Genomic DNA, 21,474 nt, shown 5'->3' on the forward strand with positions numbered 1-21,474 from the left:
TTTTCACCGTGATTAAGATGTCTCCGCCGGCCTTGTTATAATTTTCCCTAGTCTCTAATGCTTCATCGGTCATTGGTTGGCTCTATTGCTCTTCCGAGGCCTCTCACAATACCATAGGAAAATCACGTTCTAGTGGTTTAATCTCATTCGAGGTACTACCGGGTGCTGCTGGTGATGTAGTGGAAAGTGCGATCTTCGGTGGGCTTCTAGAGGGCATGAAACAGCCGGCAGAGAAGAGGACTCGACGCGCTAGTGTCATTACCGCTAACCCACTCGATTCACGACGGGATACGAAGCTACGAAGGGACGCAGCTGGCCAAGCCGCGTCCCTGTCCACACTACAGGGGAAGCGATTACCGCAAACATGATTCACGCCCACGGCGCTTCGCCGTCCTCATCACTGAGGACGGCTTTGAGGACGTAACGGTTACCATCCAGCGATACTGGTGCAAGCAGTACGAGAAACGGGTCGACGCAGAGATGTCCGAACGGTTCTACGAGGACTGTCTCTACTGCAAACCAATCGTCGACCTCTGGCTCTACCATGCCTCGGAGAATCTGTTCAACCGGAGTAAACGGATTCCCCACATCCACTACGGCATCCAGGTTGACCGGGATACAATCCAGCGGTACGCTGAACTGTTTAGTGGCCGAGTCAACGACCATCACGGTAGTAACTCAGACATGATCTTGAGGAACCGTGCCCGTAACGCAACGTTAACGACTTACACTCACCAACTCAAAACGACAATTTCTCAAAATGTTTCCTACATCGATAGGGTGACGGTCGCCGACGAACCACTCTCGCTGAATTTCCTCTCGCTTCTGTTTGGAACGGAAACCGCTGTGGAATTCTGTGAGTAGTATGCCGACGAACTGGCCGCCGAAGACGTGGTCGGTATCGTCGGGGTTGCGGACGAGACTACCCTGGCTAAGAAGGGAGCGAAGAAGCCATCGCGCGAGGAGCACGCCAAGCAAAAGACACCCGGAGAGCCGAAGAAGCCGTCCGGCAACGGCTTCTGCGTCGCCGGCAGCTATCTCCCGCAACTGGGCTGTATCGCCAGCCTCTAGTGTCGTAACACCGACTTCGCGTGGCTGCTCACAGCCATGCTTGTCGCCTCCACTTGAGGGAGTTGACTAATGGATTGCCAGTGGTGAATCTAGCTACAACGACACGGTTGCGCACAAAGAGTCGTGTCTCGTCCACGAGTTGCGACAGTTCGTATAATCGGACGGGCTGTCGTAGCCCCCAGAGCTGTCAAGAGGTTCAGAAGTACCACAGCTATCTCCCGGTAGTGTAAGAAGAGTTGTACGCGGAATGAGTCATGGTCTTCCGCGAGAAGTACCCGGCGTTGTGGGACGAAAAGATCGAGACGTTTAGTGGTCTGGTCAGTACAAATGCGATTGAGGGCAGCAACTGGCGGTTGAAATACGGGACTCCGAACGCCGTACACGCGGTACCAAACGTGCGTACGGCTCTACTCGCGCTCCACGCGATGTACGATTTGTTCCGCAATAGGCGTCCTCAGGTAAGTTTCACCCAATGATTTGGGAACTTCACCTGCGAGGATGTGATGAGCCAGTCGGCGTCACCGACTGGCCCGTCTCGTCAGCACGGTCTCTCGAAAGGAGCAGCATAGCGTCCCGAAACGAGCAGAAACAGGGCGACTGCGCGTTCCCCCAATGGATACTGCACCACCGCATTACCGGCCAAACACTTATATGCACAGCATCAATTTGGGAGCGTATGCGACAAGTGCATCCCGACTATAATGAGTCGTCGGGACTCGTCGTTGACGGGTCGATTCGTATTGCCGCCGATGACAATCCAGTGCTGATAGGGACCGAATGTTCCGAGTGCGAGTACGTTGTCTTTCCATCTCGGCCGTTTTGCCGCAATTGTCTTTCGGACAACGTCTCTGATGTCGAACTTGCACGAACAGGACAACTCGAGACCTACACCGTCGCACATACTGGTCAAGAAGGAATCGAACCGCCGTACGCATTCGGCTTTGTGAACCTGGAAAACGTACAGATTTACTCCCGTTTCACCGAGTGGAAAGAAAGATCACTCGAAGTTGGCGACCAAGTGGAACTGGTACTTGAAAAAATCAAGACAGATACGGAGACCGGTGAACCGTTGTTTGGCCATATGTTCCGCCCCATGGAGGAAGAACAATGACTGAAAACGAAGTAGCTGTCGTCAACGTCGGTCAGTCCGACTTCGGCGAACTGGAGGGACAGCGCGTAACTGAGTTTGGGAGCAGAGCCGTTCGTGAAGCGCTCTTGTCTTCGAGCGTTGAACCAGATGATATCGAGGAAGCGTATATCGGTAATGTCGCTACTACTGCTCAGGATCAAACCAGTGTTATTGGCCAAGCAATACTCCGAGAAGTAGGGGTAACAGGTATCCCGATCATCCGAGTTGAGAACGCGTGTGCCAGCTCAACCTGTGCATTCCAAGAGGCCTATAAGAGAGTTCAATCAGGCGAATCCGATATCGTGCTCGCTATGGGTGTTGAGAAAATGACTGGTGTCCCGACGGAGGTTGCTCTCAAAGATATGGCTGGTGCGGCGGACGCAGAAGTTGAGGGTGCAATGGGGATGACGTTCATGGGTCTCTACGGGATGCGCGCTAACGCCTACATGAATCAGTTCGGTAATGTACGCGAGGAATTGGCCGACATCGCGGTCAAAAATCATGACAATGGGCTTAAAAATCCACGGGCACATCTTCAGCTCAACGTTGACCGCGACGACATCCTTGAATCCCGCCCAATCTCCGATCCTATCCGGCTGCTTGATGCCTGTCCAATGTCAGATGGAGCAGCAGCAGCAGTCATCGCACGCACCGAAATCGCCGAAGAGTTGGTTGAAGAACCAATCTACGTCGATGCTGCCGAAATGTTGAGCGGCAATTACCTTGAGGAGGTCGAATTCTGGCGTGAAGAACTTGACGAACGCGTGGCCCAAAAGGCCTACAGTGAGGCTGGTATCGGCCCGGATGATCTGGATGTTGTCGAAGTTCATGATGCGGCTACCATCGGCGAGCTAATGCATTATGAAGGACTCGGGTTAGCGGATCAAGGGGAAGGTGCTTCACTCGTCCGGAGTGGTGACGTTATGCTCGATGGTCGTACTCCGGTTAATCCAAGTGGTGGACTCAAGTCACGCGGTCATCCCGTGGGAGCAACGGGGGTGGCCCAGATCTGTGAACTCGTCTGGCAACTCCGTGGCGAGGCGGGAGCCCGGCAGGTTGAAAATCCGTCTATTGGATTAGCCCAGAACTCGGGTGGCGCACTTGTAGGTGAAGGCGGCGTATCGACAGTAACGATCCTCAGTAACCGCTGAACTTTTTTCGTTTTTACTAGATATTCGGTTTCACCTTCCTATCTGAAGATCTGTCGGTAGACACCTCTGAAAATTGTTTCCCAATCGGCAACAGCAGAATAGGTTGTTACCCCGAACCTATATATATGGGGGCACATAACAAGAATTCATGGAGGTCATAGATGGATTCCCATCGACTAGTGGAGACGAATATCCGCTCAACACGACAAGATTCATCGAGGCGGCAGCACGAAACGTTCCTGATCGGGAAATCGTCTCAGGGACAGGTGAAGACCAGTTCCGGTACACCTACGGAGAGGCGTACGAACGGATGCAGCGCTTGGCCAATGCCCTCGAAGAGTTGGGTGTTGAGGCCGGAGATCGCGTAGGTGTACTTGCGTGGAATGATCACCGTCACTATGAATGCTATTTCGGTATTCCCGGAACCGGTGCCGTTTTCCTTCAGCTCAATCTCCGACTGCATTCAGATCAACTACAGTATGTGTTAAATCACTCGGAACCGCGATTCTTAGTGGTCGACGAATCCCTTCTGGAAGTCGCTGAAGGTGTCGCCCACGAGGTCAGTTCCATAGAGGGATTCGTCGTCATGACTGATAACGATCTCGACGAGGTCGAAACCGATCTCGAGCCGACGTTCTCCTATGAAGATATATTAACTGAGGCGGAGCCGGAGTACGATTGGCCATACATCGACGAAACATCGGCATACAGTGCCTGCTACACGACTGGAACGACGGGGCGTCCCAAAGGAGTGTACTATTCCCACCGGAACATCTACCTACACACGATGCAGTTGGCGAACTCCGTCGGTATCTCACATGAGGACTCAGTCGCTCAAATCACGCCGATGTTCCATGGACAGGGCTGGGGACTGGCCTACGCTGCGACGTACGCTGGCGCAAAGCTCGCGTTCCCGGGCCGATATCAGGCGGAAAATCCCGAACCGCTGGTTGATCTCATCCGTGACGAGGACGCGACCGTAACAAACGGGGCACCAGCTATTTTTATGCCGATGCTCGATTACATTCGAGATCTCGACGATATCCCGAACTGGAACGATCTACAGATGATGTCTGGAGCAACAGAGCCGCCGCTGGACATGATGCAGGGATACAAAGAACTCACGGGGGCAGAGATCGTCCATGCATATGGCGCAACTGAGACGACCCCGCTGGTAACGATGAACTTCATCAAGCCGTCGCTTGAAGAAGACCTCTCTGAGGAAGAAAAGCTCGATATGCGGCGCAAGCAGGGACTGACTGTCCCGGGTATCGAGATGAAAATAGTCGATCCTACCACAGGCGAGGAACTGCCACACGACGGTGAATCCGCCGGAGAAATTCTCATCCGTGGTCCATGGGTGACAAGCAGTTACTATGACGACGACCGAACGGAACATTCGTTCACTGACGATGGGTTCTGGGAAAGCGGCGACGCCGGGGTAATCGATAAGGAAGGATATCTAAAGATTACTGACCGTATCAAGGATGTTATTAAAAGCGGTGGGGAATGGATTTCGTCTGTCGACATGGAAAACCTCCTCATCGAACACCCGAATGTCAGAGACGCGTGCGTTGTTGGCCTTGAACATCCGGAATGGGAAGAGCGCCCATTCGCACTTGTTGAGGTCGAAGACGATTTCAATCGTGAAGAACTCGATGAAATTCTTTCCCAGCGGTTCGCCGACTGGCAGCTCCCCGATGAAATTGAGTTTACCGATGAAATTCCAAAAACAAGTGTGGGGAAAAACAACAAGAAAGTAATCCGCGAAGAGTACGAAGGTCGATATCTCGATTGACAGCATCTTAGACGACATTCAAACAGGGATATGACAGGCATTAATTTCGACGTTGACGAAGAGACGCAGCTCGTATTGAACAGCCTTGATGAGTTTATTGAGCGTGAGGTCGCCCCCTTAGCGAGTGGCCTTGAATCGAAACTTAACAATCCCACCTTGGGTCGACGAGCAAACGGTCAACCCACCGAGGAGATACTCGAAGCGATTCAGAGTATTCGTCAAAAGAGTGGTGAGGCGGGGTTTTACGCCATGCATATGCCCGAAGAGGTTGGTGGCCAAGGGGTCTCAAAAATAACGTGGTACGCAGTGAAGCGCCACGTCGCTTCGAAGGGACGAGGGCTCTCTGAGCATGTCCTCAAGGGGCCGGAGGGGCCAAATGCGCTATTGGGTCTTGCTGAGGGTGAACAGGTCGAACGGTACCTCAAGCCAGTCGTGCGTGGTAAGAAATCGACTGCATTCGGTCAAACTGAACCCGATGTCGGTTCTGACTCACCCTCGATGTCGACCGAAGCTGAAAAGAACGGCGACGAATGGATAATCAACGGCCGAAAGCAGTGGATTACGAACGCGGCATTCTGCGATTTCGCCCTTGTGCTGGCTCGGACAAAGCCGCTGGCGGAGGTCGATCGGCGATACGATGGTATCACTTGTTTCATCGTCGAACGCGACGAGTTCGAAGTCGGATCAGTCAACAACGCTATTGGCTTGGAGGGTTGGCAAGCCGAAATCCTTCTGGACGACGTTGCCGTATCTGAATCACGCGTTCTTGGCCCCAAGCATGGCGCATTTCGAGATGCAATGGAACTATTGACGATGGGTCGACTCGAACTCGGAGCAGAAGCTGTTGGCTACTCGCAGTATCTGCTTGAGAAGAGCAGGGAGTATGCACGGGAACGTGAGGCGTTCGGGGAGTCCATCGGGTCATTCCAGCAGGTGTCAAGCATGTATGCACGAGGACGTGCAAAAACGTATATGGCAGACGCTGGGGGCCTACGAACTGCATGGAATCTGGATCAGGGTAATGACATCGTTGAGGATGTCTCGATCTTCCATTGGTTCGCGACTAACGCTTTCTGGGAAATTGCGGACAACGCGGTCCAGATTCACGGCGCAAACGGCCTATCAGAGGACAATCCATTTGTTGATCATCTCCATCTAGCTAGAGTGCTTCGGATCGTAGAAGGAACTGACGAGATCCAACTCAACACGATCGCTAAGCAAAATGATCTCCTATAGACAAAATAAGATGGATTATAAATATTACGACGATTTCATCGTCGGCGAAACTCACAAAACCGATGATGTCGAAGTCACCAAGCAGGAAATCCTTGAGTTCGGGCAGAAATACGATCCGCTTCCGTTCCATATTGACGAAGAGGCAGCAGCGAAAACGCCGTTTAATGGCGTAATCGCCAGTGGACTGCAAACCTTTGCACTCTCCCAGAAACAGGTTGTCGATAGTTTCTTTCGAGAAAGCCACCTGCTGGGGAGCGTCGGTTTTGACGAAGCAGAGTTCCCGAATCCTGTTCGTCCCGGAGATATACTTTCCACGACACTTGAAATCCTTGAGAAGCGCCCATCAAAATCCAATCCTTCCCGAGGACTCGTGACGATTATGCGGAAGGTCGTTAATCAACACGACTCCGTTGTCCTTCGGGTAACCAATAATGTTCTAGTAGAACGGCAATAGGAATAGCATGGTTGGTCCACCGTTCTATTCTGAAGGACGGGGTTGTTTAGACACTCGTCAAAATACGGTTTAGCGGTCCTATACTCAGCTTTGCACGTTAGCGTCGGCGGTTGAGTGAACGAAGAGGTGGTCGATCTCTTCCATAAGGGCCACAATCATCGTTGTCTCGAACCCACGAGAGAAGGTTGTACACTGCTTCCTTCAGGGAATGTTCGAGGTTCGCTCGAAGCGGATAGACTGTTTTGTCGTCAGCGTAGAAGGCGTAGATGAGGTCTTGGCCCCAGACAGTATCACCTTCAGCGTGATCGTAGAAGCGGCCAATGCGGGGGACTTCGTCCCCGGCTTTCTCGGTGAAGGTGTCGTCAAGGATGATGTAACCATCCTTCGACCAGCGCGTTTCACCGTGTTTTTGGAGTTCTTCGAGGCGTTCGTGGTTGAATTGCTGTTCATCCCAGTTGTATTCGGTGAGGAACTTGTTAAGGGCGCATTTGCTGTTGGCCGGAAGGCCTTCGCGTGCGATACCCGCCACGGTCTTGTCGCTGGCCGCAACAAGACCGGTGGCGTAGGTTTTCGCGTGACGGCGTTGTGCTGGTGACAGCGACTCGAACTCGTCGAACACGCGCGTACACGACAGGAAGTCCGTAATCGGCATTATCCGTCTTTGCTACCGCCTATGTTATGCTCCTACTTCAACGTGCAAAGCTGAGTGAGTTCAAAAACTCGTCTTTGACGCTGTGAGTCTGTAGAAACTGACCCTACCCCGACGCTGTCTTGCGTTCAACAGGGCAAGCGTTGTTCAGATTAGTTGGTTCCACGCGAATGCGAATGTTTGAAACCATAGGCCGATTCGGCTGAGGGGTGTCGGAAATGATTCGTAAACTGTTCGGTTCGTAGATTTACCTCTTTGAAAACACGTTCGACAGTACTCCGATTTCCATGGGTGACATGCTGAGATCGGAGTTTCCTTGAATAGCACGGTTTGTAACCACGGTGCACCATCAACGAGAAACACGGCATCAGCGATGTCGTGTTTCTCTTGGAGTTCCTGCAGGAACTGCTTTGTCAGGACGATGGTTCGCGTCGGAAACAGACGCACGTGCAGCAATTCGTTTGTTTCGGGATCGACCGCGGCGTACAGCCAAAATTGTTGACCGTTGAGTTGAATCACGGTTTCGTCGACCGCAACGTGATTCGGGTTCTTGCCGTCACGGGGCTGTAAATCGGCTTTCTGTACCTAGTTATGAACAGTGGATCGAGCGCGTTGGACACCAAGACAATCGATAACACCAACAGTATATGAGAGTGACAATTCAGCCGCGTGAAGGTGGATACTGAGCCGCATCAACGGTTGCGGTGTCGCTTCAGCCTCACAAAATCTAATTCGATGCAGCCGCTAGCCTCCCTTGCCGGACGATTTCTGGCATAGGCACCACAAATTTCGACCGCTTCGTTCTCCAGACCTTAACTCAACAGTGCCTCATTGGCCTTCCCATGTACCTCTATAGTCAGTCTCTAAGAAGCGAATAGCCGGGATCCTGTATCGAGCAGTTAGATGAATACTTGACTACGTCGTTGCCACCGTCCCTCCGTGGCTCCAACACGTAAATCTCGCCGCACTGTCTTTCGACAAATCGCCCAACAGCCCTTCACCGACTGGCCTGCGTACGAGTCCACGCCACTGTTCGACCGCTCATCACTCGCCGCAGTAGAAACAGACGTTCGTATCGTCGCGGAAACCTGGTTCCAACAGGAGGCGCACGAGACGGTCGAACCGTTCGTCTCCACACTCCCACTCGCATATGTCCGATTCGATGCCCACGACCGATACGCAGGGTCAACGAGCTACGAAATGGAGACACTATTTCGCCTATTCCTGCTGAAAGAATGCTATGGCTGGGACCACGAGACTGCCCTCGTCGAATACCTCACCCAGCATCCCGAGCTCTGCGAACAGATTGGCCTGCAGTCAGTACCCGATCAGTCAACCCTGTGGCGCAGCTGGCACCACCGCTTCACTACTGATCTCCAAGATACCGTCGAGACCGCGGCTCGAACAATCCTCATCAAAGCACAGAATGCTGGTATCTCAGTCCCGTGCGAACCTGAACGGCAGAGCCGCAGACACGGTGACGAGCGTACGGAACCGGACCCCGATGATCAGACCGTATTAGAGCAGGCCGAAACAGTCACTGAGAATGTTAGCCGTGTCGCTTTCCCAGCGTTCTCACTGGACCGAGGCGAGGGCTGTGAAATCCACGAGAACGCTTACTGGGACCTCCAGACCTATCTGAGGCTTCGAGAGAACTTGGCTGTCAACGAAGGCGCTCGGAGCTTCATCCACGAGTCCAATCGGGAGCGAACACCACTCGGTCATGCTCATCGCGAGCATCTCCGGGATCTTTCGATCAGGCAAATACGTGAAATGTACCGCCAAGCCGTGAGTCGCCTCTTAGATCGTATCGCAGAGACTGAGGAGTTGTTCCGGGCTGGCATCGTCGCGATCAATATCACTGAATCAGACCCGTTCACAGGAGATCGAACCGGGCATGAGGACGAAATTATCGGCACGAAGGAGAAAACCGATGAGTACGCCTACCAGTGGGCGACAGTCCAGCTGGTCGGGAATGCTGTCCCAATCGTGTTAGACGCGCGGCCAGTGCGCAAAGGATATACGCGCATGGAGATCGTCGAGAACCTCTTGGACTCTGCAGAGAACCTCGTTCATGTCGATAACGTGCTGATGGACCGTGAGTTCGACAGCCAGCACATCCTGGAGATGCTCAGCCAGCGCGGGCTCTCCTACGTGGTGCCCAAGCGGATGCAGACGAGTGAGAAAGCCCAGGCGAAACGACTTCTCAAGCGCAACAAGGACCGGTACGAGACAGATCGGAAATTGCATCTCGGCGACAACGAATGGCATTCAACGACACTCATCTATCGACGGAATGAGAATTCCGAGCACACCGATCATCGGCAGTACTCGGTGTTCATGACGAATCGGAATAGCGGGTTCCTTACTGAGTACGGATACAGATGGGAGATTGAGAGCGGGTACAAGTCGATCAAACGATTCATGGGTGCGACGACCTCGAAGAATTTTAGCCTCCGATTCTTCTATTTCGCGTTCGCCTGTCTCCTGTACTCGATCTGGCGAGCGGTTGATTTGCTTGTGCAGGTACAGTTGACCGGCGAGTACGAACACTCGCCCATTGTGACAGCCGACAACACGCTGACACTGGTGAAGAAGGAAACCGGAATCGGATAGTAACGAGACTCTCTCCGCGATAGCGTGTCTTCACAGTGGCGACACTATCCAGAGTCTCCGAAATCCGCTGGAATAGTTGCCTGTGGAACAAGAGCGGCCGTTCAGAAAGCGATCTGAAGCGGATTCTCCTTTTCGATTCGGCCGATTCCACGCATTACAGGCCCGCTATACCTGCTGTAGTCTCAACTTCCAACGGCTGGCATTCGATATAGCGGTATGTGATTTATGACCCCACAGCTCCCGTGTTTTCCTAGTGCTGTGGGGGGTCTCTGTAGGGAATTCGTGGAATTTTGGCGGGAGTGTGGTTGCTCGTGATTACTCCAATAATCACGACCACTTTGAAGTACCCCGCTGCCGTCGGTGAAGCACGAATGCTGCAACCCCCTCACATCGACGCTTTCCCCAGGGTAGAGGCACCGAGACCGGACTCGCAGGACGGTGGAGGGCTGGTGGATGTCTGACCGAGCACTTTCGACGCCGCTCGACGATAGCTTTGAGCGCTACCTCCTGGACAAGGGGAAAGGCCGAGGGAGCGACGGCGGAAACTACCGACGAAACGCTGCGCGTGAGCTCGAGCGGTTCGCCGAGTGGGCTGCCGGCGATAGGGGTAACGACGACTGGACCGGGATCGTCCCCGACGACGTCGACCGCGACTCCACCTTCGAGGACCTCGACGAACGCGTCTTCCGGGAATACGCCCGGCATCTCGCTGGTGACCGTGGCCTCAAGCAGAACACCGTCCAAACCTATTACCGCTATATCTCCGCGTGGTGTGGCTGGTGTGTCAACGAGGGTTATCTCGGGGCGCACTACGCGCAGCGGGCGAGTGCGATGGCGCCACTGCCGGAGGACGACGGTCGCAAGCCTGGCGACCAGCAGGCCTGGACGTCCGAACAGCGCCACACCCTCACCCGCCACGTCGACGAACGGGCCCGCGACGCCGTTGAGGCATACACGACGCTCCCGGAGGATACTAACCCACTCGACAAGCAGCGAGCACGCTACGCGGCGCTGAAGGCGGCTCGTGACCGGGCTCTGGTGTTTGTCCTCGCCTACACCGCCGTTCGGGTCGGGGAGCTCCTTCGGGATCCGAACGACCCGCGCCGGCGCGGCGTCCGCTGGGAGGACCTCTCCCTTGACGACGGAAGTATGGACGTCTATCGGAAGAAACAGCAATGGGACGCTGCCAGCCTTCCCGACCCGGTGATCTCGCCGCTGCGGAGCTACCGCAAGCTGATGGACCCGCCGACGGAGCGCTGGCCTGTGTTTCCGACGTTCGACCAGCGGACTCTCGCAGAGCTCGTCCAAGAAGAGCTAACTGAACGAGGGGAACGCCCAGAAGCAATTACTGAACGCCGTGAAGATTACGCTCGCGACCACCTCCTAGCGCTTGCTGAGGATATTCGGCCGCCGTCGATCACGACGGACGGCGCACGGTCGATTCTTCAACGACTCTCGGAGGCCGCAGAGATCGACATCAACCATCCAAAACACGATTACCTCGCTCCGCACGGGGGACGTCGTGGAGTGGGTGAAGTCCTCGTTCGAGCGTTTGGGTATACAGTAGCAGCTAGGTATCTTGATAATTCTGAGGAAATGGTCCGTGAACGGTATTCGCATATTGAAGCAGGTGAGCTTGGCGACGTTGCTACAGAGGCACTCAATGAAGTCGATGGATAAACTGGTTAGAGTTCGGTTGATTGGTGGTTCCAAATATTGATCCTTTTCTTATCATCGTACAGAACTACAATCTATACGGTTTATGTTAGTAGGACCAGATCCTCTAGTGATTATATGTTTCTAGGGATTGAATGAACACAAAATGTTCGAGACTGTCGTACTGGGGGTGATCAGCAACGCTATCTCAGAATTTGCGTCGGACAAGGTTCGAGAGGTCCGTTCGAGATTATCTGACTATCCTGAAGTAATGGATGATATAGATACTAAGTTCGAAAAAAATCTGAGAGCTGAAATTGATTCACAGCTACCTGAAGGTGTTGCTACAGATATCGCTCTTGAACCGGTATTTAAACGGGATCATCTCGCCGAAGAGTCCAGCTTATGGAAAGAAAGCGGGGATATTGTAGATGATGTCGTCAACGCTATCTTGGAGACAGCTGTGCCACCAGACCAGCGGTCAAATGAGTTAGAGCAATCTCTCAGGAGAAGCGTGGAAGATGCGTTAAACAAAACATCTCAAAATTTCTTACTGGAAGTTCACGAAGCGGGACTCGCACCCAAACTCGGGTTAGAGGTTGATATGGAGATACTCCGTACAGTTAACGCCATATCTGATAGTATTGACCGTACCCAGAGGTCAAATAATGAAAACAAACATTTTGTGGTACACAACTGCCACGACGATGGATTTCGGTCCAGCCAGCTAAGAAGCATCAATCGTCCGGGTACAAGCCCACCGGAATACGTCGAACGTTCCCAGCTGGAGGATGTGATCGGAGTCGATAACATACTCATTGTGGGAAGAAAAGGCTCTGGAAAAACGGAGTCTCTGTTGCGTATCATATCGAAAATAGTCGAAACAAAAGACACGGATTATATTGTCGAGTTTCAGGATTCCTTCGTAGAAGAGGATATTTCGGATCTACTCGCAAAACATCTTCAGGGGAATATATTGTTCGTTTGTGACGACATCCATCGACTCCATTCCACAAACGGAAATCATCCCCTTCGCCTTGTTATCTCTCGTATGAGGACGGAACTCGAGGAGAGCTCCAGCTTAGATGTTGCTTTCACTATACGTTCAGAGCGTTTCTCATCGAGTTCCAATATATTACATAACCCGGATCACATCTGGGATGGATTCAAGAAGGTTAGTCTGCGGTCTCTCAAGTCCGACGAAGTACGTTTGATTGTGGAGAGCTTATGCGATCATTTCGAGGAGGATGTGAGCGAATATCTTATCGATAGACTTGTTTCTAAAATCGTCAGCACAGATTCGACTCCTCACTACACCGTGTCTGCGGTAAAACGGCTTGTAGATCAGGGTGGTGTCAACGACGCCCGAATTGAAAAGCTTCCATCCGACGCAGAGGGAATTTGGGCGCAACAGTATAGATCGCTCGTTGACCAATCACCGGAGGCGAAGCGGGCGCTGATTTCAATAAAACTGCTTCGGGATCATTTGATTCCACCCACCTTAGCCACAGTAAAAGACATCTACGAGAACGTACTTGAGGGGGATCCACTAAATTATCAAGAGGCTCTTGTTCAGTTGCTCAGGTCCCAATGGATCGAACTCGGGGAGCCCGAGAGTGATGTTGAGGGGTTTCTCCTGATAATACATGACGCGCAATTAGATGGGATAGAACATATTCCCCCAAGTGTCATCAACGATTTTCGACAGTATATTCTAAACTGGAATGGGGAGAGCTTTAATCTGGACAGTCAGAGTGCCTCCCGAATTCAGATACGGGTCGTCCAAGCGGTAAGATCTGAACCAAATCCTGACTTCTCCCAAATTGAGCCGCATCTTGAGCGAGCTATCGAATTAGCCCCTGAGTCGGTCTTTGTACGGAATATGTGTGGTGTCGCTTACAGCGAATTTGGACACCTACAGAAGGGGCGAAACCACTTTGAAAAGGCCTTGGAATTGGAACCGGACAATCCGAGCGTGAACTACAATTTTGCCAGATTTTTATCGTCAAGACACGAAGTTGAAAAATCCTTAGAACACTATCGAGCGGCCGCAGACGAGTGGCCCGATAACCCAGTCATCCTTCACGGACTGGCGATGGCACTCGTGGGATCTGGAAAACTCGAAGACGGATTGAATAAATATGAGGATGCGATCTCAGAAGGAGGGAGCTTCGGCGAGTTACATTTCGGGAAAGGAGATACGCTCAATTTGCTCGGGAGATACGAAGCGGCAAAAGCGGAACTTGCATGCGCCATCCAGATGTTTAGAGAGAACGAGCAGTGGCTCAGGTTAGCCAAGGCACATCTCGTATTATCTATCGCACAGTTCAATACCAACGATCTGGATGAAAGCTGGAATACAGCCGAAGCGGGATTGTCTATTATTAGTGATATAGAGGTGGGAGAGAAGGCTGTAAACCCTGTAGTCGATGATCAACTCGAAGTTGGGTCGGTAAAAAATGAACTGCTAATAATCAGTTCTCGTTCGCTGGTAAATCAAGGACTGCAGTGACTCCCGGTTAGTTACTCCTCGTAGTCACCGCGTGGCGATTCACGTGAATGCACTATATCGCAGCAATATAGAATGATATGTCACCAAATCAGTGAAACAATATGAGAGTGTACCGTGGGTTTCCGACGTATCACCCAATTTGTACTATGGTCTAAACGCGAATGCTGGAAGACGCCTTAGACGATGGCAACGATCAGAAGACGGTCCAGCCTGCGAACCGTGCTCTTGGCTATTATAGCTGGAAATCACCTAGACGTAACTTTTTGAAGTTCCTGCTCAGATTTTAGAAGACGTGTATGGCGGACGCACCGAATACTGAAGGGCAGGCGGTCGAGCCTGGAGCGGGAGAGGTCCTTAGCGTGTCACAGCTGAACGACCGAATCGCCTCGGTCGTCGAGGACACGCCTGCCCTCAACGGCGTCCGCTGTATTGGCGAGGTCACCGACCTCCACCAGAACAGTACGGCGCTTTACTTCAAGCTCACCGACGGCGACGCCGAGCTCCCCTGCATGATCTGGGCGAACCGCTACCGGGAGATGGACGCCGACCTCGACGACGGGACCGAAGTCATCCTTGAGGGAGATATCGACTACTGGGTCGAAGGTGGGAAAATCGACCTCAAGCCGTGGGAGGTGACCGTCGTCGGCGACGGCGACCAGGCGGCTGCCGTCGAGCGACTGCGAAGCGAACTCGAAGAGCGTGGCTGGTTCGACGACGAGCAGAAACAGCGCCCACCGGCGTTCCCGGAACGGGTCGGTGTTGTGACCTCACTCCGAGGGGATGCTCGGTACGACATCCAGAGCGCGATCCACGAGCAAGACCCTACCGTCGATATCTTGATGAAGGATGCGACCGTCCAAGGGTCAGAGGCCCCAACGTCTATCGCGAACGGGATTCACCATCTGGACCGCTCCGAGGATGTCGATTCGATTATCGTCGGCCGCGGCGGTGGGAGCGATTCGAACCTCCAGGCGTTCAACACCGAGCGGGTCGCGGAAGCGATCTTCACCGCGAACACCCCGATCGTCACAGCAATTGGCCATACTGACGACCGGCTAATCGCGGATCGGGTAGCGGATATGGCCGCGATCACACCGACAGCGGCCGGCGAATACATCGTGAAGTCTCGGAATGACTTTCTGGCTAGCGACATTGACCCGCTTGAGCAACAGATTGAGGCCGCGTACGAGACGTTTGAACAGGAGCACGAACACGAACAGGAACTGGCCGAGGCAGTCGAAGAGGCAACCGCGCCTGAGGGTCTGTCGCCGGTTTACTACAAGGTTGCAATTGTCGTGCTCCTAGTGCTGTTGTTGCTCATTACTGCACTCTGGCTGGGGGTGATCTAAGCGATGGCGAAAGACTCGGACATCAGGAGTCGGATGAACCGCATCGAAGAGATTATCGACCAACTCGACGCAGATGAGGTATCACTTGATGAAGGGAGTGAGCTGTACGAGGAAGGGCAGGAGTTGCTGACTGAAATCCGCGAGCGACTCCACGAAGGCCAGGGCGAGGTCATCGAGATCGAATGAGGAACGGGGACAGTATCGACTGTCTCTCCGCGTTAACCAACAGTCTGCCGTTGATCACGAGCTTGTTGGTTAAGGTCGCTGCCCACGGCTACCCTTCAGGCTTAACTGCGATGTGCTCCCATCTCGAACCGTTCGGCGAGAATTCCAATGTTCCATAAGACGGTTCTGATATTCGGCGTCTACCTACTCGCGTGTGGTATGGCGTGGATCCTCCACGAGTCCGCACACTACGCCGTTCACAGGCTCTATGCGGAATCAGTCTCGTTCGGTGTCAATCGACGTGGTCCATACGTCGACGCCGTTTACGCCCCGTCTGCTCCGACAGTCGCTATCCGACTCGGTTCGATCGCGCCGACTCTCCTCTATACCCCTATTGTCGTACTCGGAATTGGAGCCTATCTCTCGTCGAATCCGGTTCCACAGTTGGATCCAGTCGGGTGGTCGCTTGTCGCCGTTCCCCTCGTGATTTTGACTTTTCCGACTGGTGCTGATATCCAAGCGTGTCTCAACGCCTCAGAATAGCGTTTCTTAACGTGTATTCGGTCGGCGTCAGACAAACACTTCATTAGTTACATAGTCAGATTTCAAGAAAGTCATTGGCCGTCAGTATTTAGTAGATAAGACACAAGTATGTGCAAATGTATCATGGCACAAGCCAGTCCCCGCAGTACCCCCCGTGAAACTGATACGGACGAGCGGTCCTCCGTGTCAGTTGAAGCGTGGTTGGAGGCGGTCAGTAGAGAACTGGATCCCGCCGAGTGCGAGGACCTCTCCGAACTCGGCATCTACTCGATCCACGAACACAGCAGCGCCCGCACGATCACCCTTCCCGAGGATGCGGACGAGTTCGAGGACGCGACGACGGTAAAGCAGTACTATTTCGAGGGCGAGGATTGCCCGCTTCTCATCGTTGTTCCGCTGCAGGTCTAAGTCGCCCTGTGGGTCGCAGATCAGCAGTCGGTGTCATCTTCTTTGTGGTCGGAATAGAACTGGATGAGGTACTGGAATCGGCCTGTATCACTCGTGAATGAGTCGAGTTCTTCCTGTAACCACTCGTATTTGTCCCGCGGGATTCGCATATTGATTCGGGCCACATCGTCGCTAACATCCGAGCTGGAGTTACTGGCGCTGGTCGCTGTGTCTGCGTCTGACATTAGTTCGACCCAAGCTATGCGGTCGCATATATCCCAGTAGAATGAAAACTTCTCTAGAGAACTTGGAGAACTTTGAAGATCTACAAATTCATTCAAATTTTCTGACCTCTTTTGGTCGTGCTATCCTTTCCCACAAACGATGTGTGCTAAGGTCCCCTCCGGCGAGACGCCGGCCAGTACTGAGGAATCGACGTCCGTCATTCGGATCATCCACAGGTCCATCGGCCCGATTCTGCTGGCGCTCCTCCCGCTGATCTTGTTCGTGGGGACGGCGGCCGCACAGTCGGATCCAGGGAGCGCCTTCTGTGACTCGAACATGGCCGACACCATCCAGAACATCTTCACCATCATCCAGTTCGGTGGGCCGCTCATCGGCGGCGTCCTCGCGCTCGGCGCGACGGTGGCGATCCCGTTCACCCGTCGCTCGGACTGGAAGAAGGAGATGAAATCTGTCCGGAATCAGGGCCTGCTCTGGGGCGTGATCGTCGCCCCCCTCGGGACGGAGATCGTCCAGTTCATCCTGAACAACATCGTGGTCGGTGGCACGAGTTGTGGGTTCTAACTACGCACCAGGATTCGCACTCGTCATGTCCGCCGTCCTCGTCGCATCGACAGCCGCCGTTCCAGTGGCCGCCCATCCCCCGAATAGTACTGACCACGGCGTCCCGGAGGAGACCTTTCACAAACTGTGGTCGGGGGATCAAGACGGTGCGACCGACGGTGCGAATCTGAGTAACGGGTCGGCGGTCGAGCAGCTTGGCGAGGGGACTGATGTCCCGTTCGATTCACCACCACGGGCGGTCGAGCAATGGAACCGGGGCGACCACCAGGAGTTCCCGGCCACCAACAGTTCCGTGTCGATTCATCCACCAGATGCGGACCTCACCAGCGACCAGTTCATCAAGGAAGCCTATACTGAGGTGTTCGCCGTTCAGCCGTCCACCCGAGCGCGCCTCTCGTCGTCCAGACAGCCGCTTTACGTCGCTCCAGACGGGACACTCCGCGGGACCGTAGATTACCGGGTGGCAGTGCCGCCTGACGACACCTCCGGCGATCGACGCGTCTACTGGAGTCTGGAGAGCCATCAGGTTGAGGGGACGAGACTCCTCGTCGACGGCGACGAAGAGACGACGGCTGGTGGTTCCCACACGCCGGCACTGTCGTACTCCTTGGATGGATACGCTGGCGAGGACCATCAGCTCACGCTCCAGGCGAACATCTCGGTCCGACTTCGGAAGGAGGTCGAAGTTTGTACCGCTCACAACGACGAAGGCGATTGTACCAACTGGGAGAGTTCCGTTTCATACCCGACCGAGACCGTCACGGTAACCGATTCCATCGAGGTCACGAAGTACGACCTCGCGGTATCAGGGTTCATCGCGGAGTATCCGAACGGTGATCTCGGCCTCGTCGTTTACAAGAACCAGCCGTGGCTCGGCTACCAGTTGCCCAACGGTGACGTCCGAGGTGTCTGGCGGTTCTACTCAGCCCGAGACAAGGACTGGGATACGCTGGTCTACAGCTCGGACGACGGACAGCGGACCGCCCACTCACCGCTCCATCCACACCAGGTGAACGCGTACCCCATCGAGACGGGGCCGACGCCGTCGCCCCGCCGGAACGTGACAATACTGGATGTGTACGGGACGTCGACGTCGCCGCCGACGCTCCCGTCGAACGTTCACCTGGACGTTCTCACGGAATCGTACACGGCCAGCTACGGCATCGCGACGCGAGCCACGACCAACGAACAGCCCGAGACTGTCCGTGCGTGGGGTCTGGTCAGAGGGGTTGAGGCGGAACGACCCGCCGATGAGTTCGCTCGAATCCAGATCTACGAGAGCAACCTCTCCCTAGAGGTGGTGAACCAGACCGAAGATACGGTCACTGTCCGGGTTACGCTCCTGAACGCGAATACCGATGCACCAATCAACACCGCCGAACGGGACGGCTACGTTGTCGTCAACGGGCAGCGGGTGAACACGACCGGGAACGGAACCGTCAGGATGACGATTGAACGTTCCCCTGGCGGTGTTTCAGCCCGATACGAACCCGGCCACTGGTGGCTCAATCCTCCCGGCTATACCGGCGACTCGGATACCGTCTTGCTGCAAGGCTCGGTGCTCCAGCTGGTGTCGACGCTGTTCCGGATCGGCGTTCCCGTCTCGCTGTTCCTCCTTGCAGTGTTCTTCATTGATCGGATTACAGGGTGGCGTATCTGGCCCCCGTGGAGGTCACTATAATGATCAGAGAACATTCAGAATCCCATGACCGGAATTCGGAACGGTGGATTAGTCGACGCCGTCTTTTGGCTTCGTTTGGAACAGCCCTGCTTGCAGGAGTAGCAGGGTGTTCCGGAACCGATGGTCCCGGCAACCAGACTGAATCCCCAACAGATTCGTCCTCAACGTCGCCGTCTACAGATTCGGTATTTGAGGAAATCAGCTTCGCGGGACCCAACCTCGTGGTGACGCTGGCTGGTGATCACGACGTCGACCAACTCAATCTGATTGGTCCAGATGGTACTACGTTCGAACAGTCAACCGTTGCACAGGGAGCTACAAGAGTCGAAATACAGATCGTCTTCAAGACTGGTGGGACGTACTCTGCCGGCAAGTACGAGTTAGTCGCCGTTTCGGGCGAGACATCTGAGTCGATGTCGCTGGAGATCCGGCCCGATATCCAGATTGTCGATGTCGAACCGGAGTTCGATGAAGATGATGGCTACAGTAGTGGTCGGCTCTTTGTGACGGTCGAAAACGTCGGTACTGGTCCCTCTTGGGTGTATAATATTGGCTTCCGGAATGCGCCGTATCGGAACGCACCTGAGGTCATCGAAGGAGACGGCGTTGCTGATACAACGTTCGAGCGTCCGGAGGCGAGCGAAGAATTCCTCAGCCCCGGTACTGAACGGGAATTCCTGAAACAACGGGGTGTTCTCGTCATCGATGACAACGACGATGTCTCATGTGAGAGTGATACTGCAGAATTAACCGTCGTTGTTCAGACCCCACACGGAGATATTGAGCAACCGGTTCGGGCGGAACTGTCCGGTGGATACCACATCGACGACCAAGGCGCGATCCAACACCCGTGTAAAGACGTCCAGATTGAACTACTGGACGGGGGTGGAGACAATGCGTAGTCCCGTTCGATTCCTAATTCGCTCTATCGTCGTCTCCTTCGGGCTACTGAGTACAGGCACTGCTCCGGTTTTAGCTCAAAGTGATGGGGGCAGCGATGGCGGTGCTCTTGGAGACATTATCATCAACGCTATCCAAGAACTCCTTGAGATACTCTTCAGTCCCATAGAGACCGTCATCGAGAACCACGGTGATGCAGTCTTACGGACAGTGGTGGGTACTCCCCATCCAGATTCGGTGTTCAATCAGCCCACGAACGCAGCGTGGCCTGGAATTTACGACTACTACTGGGAGATGATCATCCCGCTTTCGCTATCGCTGTACGGCCTCTCAATCGGCATTGTCATCTTCCTTGAATCGACGAGTCACTTGTTCAACGGATACCACCGTTCGAAGCTCAAGAAACGTGCCTTCGCCGGACTTCTCGGTATTCTATCGTGGTGGTGGATCGCAGCGCTATCGTTGCGGTTGATGGATGCATTAGCTGGGTTCCTCGTCCCCTCAGTGTCAGAAATCTCGCTATTCCAGACGCTGTCGTTCACTGGGATGGGCGTGCTTGGCACGGTCGTCGCTCTCTCAACGAATTTGCTCCTATTCGTGTTGATCGGCCTGATTTACCTCGCGAGACAGCTGGCACTCTACCTATTCGTGTTCCTGATGCCACTACTCATTGTATTCTGGATCCCTGGCGTCGGACCGTTCGCCCTAGTCTCGAAATTCATGAAGAAGTTGGCCGGATTCTACGTCCCTTTCCTGTTTATGACGGTTCCAGTTGCTCTCCTGTTCCGTCTCGGGGACATTTTGGGAACGAGTTTCGGCCCCTCAGCTGGTGAGTTCGGGGCTTGGTTGACGGCACTCGTTATCCCGCTTCTCGCCGTTGCCTCTCCGTTTGTTTTGTTCTGGCAGGCCGGAGCGTTGTTCTTCATCGCCGACAGGGCGGCCAGACATATGTCTGCTGAGAAGGCCCGTAGTCGGTTGTCTAGAGGGCGTGAACAAGTCCAATCAGCCAAACAGGGTGGGAGAAACTTCGTTCGAGGAGTGCGCGATGAACCCGCAGTCAAGAGCGGTGGCCAATACGTCTTGAACTCTGGTGATTCGAGAGCCCACTCTACCGGCCAACGACTCAATACGACTGGCTCTCGCCTCCGTGAAGCGATCAGCGACGGCAGTGGTGGAGGGGGAGGAAACAGCGGAGGCGGAGACCTCGACGGCGGAAGTGATGGTTCTACGGCCGGCTCCACCACCAGCGAGGATAGTAGTGGGAACGACGGAGGCGAGGAATTCGATCGTGACGATGCGTTCCGGGACCCCCAGACTCGAAACCGGAATCGAGATTCAGCAGATGACCCGCCACGCTACATCCACTAACA

General features: G+C 54.1%; 18 protein-coding genes and 2 pseudogenes. 16 read left to right on the forward strand and 4 right to left on the reverse strand.

Annotation, left to right across the window (positions count from 1 at the left end):
* Positions 1-369 precede the first annotated feature (369 nt).
* Entirely contained in the window at positions 370-666 is a 297-nt protein-coding gene (locus tag MUG96_RS21310; protein ID WP_246989443.1) for a hypothetical protein, read from the reverse strand.
* Between the two features lie 225 nt (positions 667-891).
* On the opposite strand from MUG96_RS21310, the gene MUG96_RS21315 reads away from it, so the two are divergent.
* The 6 genes from MUG96_RS21315 to MUG96_RS21340 all read left to right on the forward strand — a co-directional run bounded on the left by MUG96_RS21315 (position 892) and on the right by MUG96_RS21340 (position 6,839).
* Entirely contained in the window at positions 892-1,071 is a 180-nt protein-coding gene (locus MUG96_RS21315; protein ID WP_246989444.1) for a hypothetical protein, read from the forward strand.
* A 676-nt stretch (positions 1,072-1,747) separates the two neighbouring features.
* Positions 1,748-2,182, forward strand: coding sequence for a Zn-ribbon domain-containing OB-fold protein (locus tag MUG96_RS21320; protein ID WP_246989445.1), 435 nt, complete (start codon positions 1,748-1,750; stop codon positions 2,180-2,182).
* Positions 2,179-3,351 (forward strand): thiolase C-terminal domain-containing protein, encoded by a 1,173-nt coding sequence (locus MUG96_RS21325; protein WP_246989446.1) that lies wholly within the window; start codon positions 2,179-2,181, stop codon positions 3,349-3,351. Before MUG96_RS21320 ends, MUG96_RS21325 begins: the two co-directional genes overlap by 4 nt.
* Positions 3,352-3,499: 148 nt before the next feature.
* Complete coding sequence (locus MUG96_RS21330; protein WP_246989447.1) at positions 3,500-5,149, forward strand: long-chain-fatty-acid--CoA ligase; 1,650 nt, start codon at positions 3,500-3,502, stop codon at positions 5,147-5,149.
* Between the two features lie 30 nt (positions 5,150-5,179).
* Positions 5,180-6,385: an acyl-CoA dehydrogenase family protein gene (locus MUG96_RS21335; RefSeq protein WP_246989448.1), complete on the forward strand. Its 1,206-nt coding sequence runs from the start codon at positions 5,180-5,182 to the stop codon at positions 6,383-6,385.
* A gap of 10 nt (positions 6,386-6,395) precedes the next feature.
* Positions 6,396-6,839 (forward strand): MaoC family dehydratase, encoded by a 444-nt coding sequence (locus MUG96_RS21340; RefSeq protein WP_246989449.1) that lies wholly within the window; start codon positions 6,396-6,398, stop codon positions 6,837-6,839.
* A gap of 214 nt (positions 6,840-7,053) precedes the next feature.
* Here the strand turns inward: MUG96_RS21340 and MUG96_RS21345 are convergent.
* Together MUG96_RS21345 and MUG96_RS21350 are read right to left on the reverse strand one after the other, a co-directional pair.
* A pseudogene (locus MUG96_RS21345) lies at positions 7,054-7,494 on the reverse strand (transposase); the annotation flags it as partial.
* Positions 7,495-7,635: 141 nt separating this feature from the next.
* A pseudogene (locus MUG96_RS21350) lies at positions 7,636-8,229 on the reverse strand (IS6 family transposase).
* A 198-nt stretch (positions 8,230-8,427) separates the two neighbouring features.
* Here MUG96_RS21350 and MUG96_RS21355 point away from each other — a divergent pair.
* From MUG96_RS21355 to MUG96_RS21380, 6 genes are all read left to right on the forward strand, one after another.
* A complete protein-coding gene (locus MUG96_RS21355) occupies positions 8,428-10,104 on the forward strand; it encodes a transposase (protein WP_246989450.1) in 1,677 nt (558 codons plus the stop codon).
* Between the two features lie 453 nt (positions 10,105-10,557).
* Complete coding sequence (locus MUG96_RS21360) at positions 10,558-11,784, forward strand: tyrosine-type recombinase/integrase (RefSeq protein ID WP_246989451.1); 1,227 nt, start codon at positions 10,558-10,560, stop codon at positions 11,782-11,784.
* A gap of 142 nt (positions 11,785-11,926) precedes the next feature.
* A complete protein-coding gene (locus MUG96_RS21365) occupies positions 11,927-14,272 on the forward strand; it encodes a tetratricopeptide repeat protein (RefSeq protein WP_246989452.1) in 2,346 nt (781 codons plus the stop codon).
* Positions 14,273-14,568: 296 nt separating this feature from the next.
* On the forward strand, positions 14,569-15,621 hold the full coding sequence (xseA, locus tag MUG96_RS21370; RefSeq protein ID WP_246989453.1) for an exodeoxyribonuclease VII large subunit: 1,053 nt from the start codon (positions 14,569-14,571) through the stop codon (positions 15,619-15,621).
* A gap of 3 nt (positions 15,622-15,624) precedes the next feature.
* Positions 15,625-15,807: an exodeoxyribonuclease VII small subunit gene (gene xseB, locus MUG96_RS21375; RefSeq protein WP_092635467.1), complete on the forward strand. Its 183-nt coding sequence runs from the start codon at positions 15,625-15,627 to the stop codon at positions 15,805-15,807.
* A 705-nt stretch (positions 15,808-16,512) separates the two neighbouring features.
* Complete coding sequence (locus tag MUG96_RS21380) at positions 16,513-16,737, forward strand: hypothetical protein (RefSeq protein WP_246989454.1); 225 nt, start codon at positions 16,513-16,515, stop codon at positions 16,735-16,737.
* A 20-nt stretch (positions 16,738-16,757) separates the two neighbouring features.
* Here MUG96_RS21380 and MUG96_RS21385 read toward each other — a convergent pair whose 3' ends face one another.
* Complete coding sequence (locus tag MUG96_RS21385; protein ID WP_246989455.1) at positions 16,758-16,961, reverse strand: hypothetical protein; 204 nt, start codon at positions 16,959-16,961, stop codon at positions 16,758-16,760.
* A gap of 139 nt (positions 16,962-17,100) precedes the next feature.
* Here MUG96_RS21385 and MUG96_RS21390 point away from each other — a divergent pair, with 139 nt between their 5' ends.
* Genes MUG96_RS21390 through MUG96_RS21405 form a run of 4 tightly spaced genes read left to right on the forward strand, consistent with a single transcriptional unit; the run spans position 17,101 to position 21,472 of the window.
* Positions 17,101-17,523, forward strand: a complete 423-nt coding sequence (locus tag MUG96_RS21390; protein WP_004594540.1) for a hypothetical protein — start codon at positions 17,101-17,103, stop codon at positions 17,521-17,523.
* A gap of 25 nt (positions 17,524-17,548) precedes the next feature.
* Positions 17,549-19,204 carry a DUF8186 domain-containing protein gene (locus MUG96_RS21395; protein WP_246989456.1) on the forward strand — a complete coding sequence of 552 codons (1,656 nt, stop codon included), beginning with the start codon at positions 17,549-17,551 and terminating at the stop codon, positions 19,202-19,204.
* Positions 19,204-20,106, forward strand: coding sequence for a hypothetical protein (locus MUG96_RS21400; protein ID WP_246989457.1), 903 nt, complete (start codon positions 19,204-19,206; stop codon positions 20,104-20,106). Before MUG96_RS21395 ends, MUG96_RS21400 begins: the two co-directional genes overlap by 1 nt.
* Entirely contained in the window at positions 20,099-21,472 is a 1,374-nt protein-coding gene (locus MUG96_RS21405; RefSeq protein ID WP_246989458.1) for a TrbL/VirB6 family protein, read from the forward strand. Before MUG96_RS21400 ends, MUG96_RS21405 begins: the two co-directional genes overlap by 8 nt.
* The last annotated feature ends 2 nt before the right edge of the window (positions 21,473-21,474 follow it).

Source organism: Halorientalis marina, assembly GCF_023028345.1.
In the GTDB taxonomy this organism is placed as follows: domain Archaea; phylum Halobacteriota; class Halobacteria; order Halobacteriales; family Haloarculaceae; genus Halorientalis; species Halorientalis marina.

What these genes read in the sequence shown, in the direction of transcription:
- MUG96_RS21340 (WP_246989449.1), top strand. Translation starts at nt 6,396, where the DNA reads ATGGATTATAAATATTACGACGATTTCATCGTCGGCGAAACTCACAAA.
- MUG96_RS21335 (WP_246989448.1), top strand. Translation starts at nt 5,180, where the DNA reads ATGACAGGCATTAATTTCGACGTTGACGAAGAGACGCAGCTCGTATTG.
- MUG96_RS21395 (WP_246989456.1), top strand. Translation starts at nt 17,549, where the DNA reads ATGTCCGCCGTCCTCGTCGCATCGACAGCCGCCGTTCCAGTGGCCGCC.
- xseA (WP_246989453.1), top strand. Translation starts at nt 14,569, where the DNA reads ATGGCGGACGCACCGAATACTGAAGGGCAGGCGGTCGAGCCTGGAGCG.
- MUG96_RS21325 (WP_246989446.1), top strand. Translation starts at nt 2,179, where the DNA reads ATGACTGAAAACGAAGTAGCTGTCGTCAACGTCGGTCAGTCCGACTTC.
- MUG96_RS21390 (WP_004594540.1), top strand. Translation starts at nt 17,101, where the DNA reads ATGTGTGCTAAGGTCCCCTCCGGCGAGACGCCGGCCAGTACTGAGGAA.
- MUG96_RS21365 (WP_246989452.1), top strand. Translation starts at nt 11,927, where the DNA reads ATGTTCGAGACTGTCGTACTGGGGGTGATCAGCAACGCTATCTCAGAA.
- MUG96_RS21320 (WP_246989445.1), top strand. Translation starts at nt 1,748, where the DNA reads ATGCGACAAGTGCATCCCGACTATAATGAGTCGTCGGGACTCGTCGTT.
- xseB (WP_092635467.1), top strand. Translation starts at nt 15,625, where the DNA reads ATGGCGAAAGACTCGGACATCAGGAGTCGGATGAACCGCATCGAAGAG.
- MUG96_RS21360 (WP_246989451.1), top strand. Translation starts at nt 10,558, where the DNA reads ATGTCTGACCGAGCACTTTCGACGCCGCTCGACGATAGCTTTGAGCGC.
- MUG96_RS21400 (WP_246989457.1), top strand. Translation starts at nt 19,204, where the DNA reads ATGATCAGAGAACATTCAGAATCCCATGACCGGAATTCGGAACGGTGG.
- MUG96_RS21405 (WP_246989458.1), top strand. Translation starts at nt 20,099, where the DNA reads ATGCGTAGTCCCGTTCGATTCCTAATTCGCTCTATCGTCGTCTCCTTC.
- MUG96_RS21310 (WP_246989443.1), bottom strand. Translation starts at nt 666, where the DNA reads ATGGTCGTTGACTCGGCCACTAAACAGTTCAGCGTACCGCTGGATTGT.
- MUG96_RS21330 (WP_246989447.1), top strand. Translation starts at nt 3,500, where the DNA reads ATGGAGGTCATAGATGGATTCCCATCGACTAGTGGAGACGAATATCCG.
- MUG96_RS21385 (WP_246989455.1), bottom strand. Translation starts at nt 16,961, where the DNA reads ATGTCAGACGCAGACACAGCGACCAGCGCCAGTAACTCCAGCTCGGAT.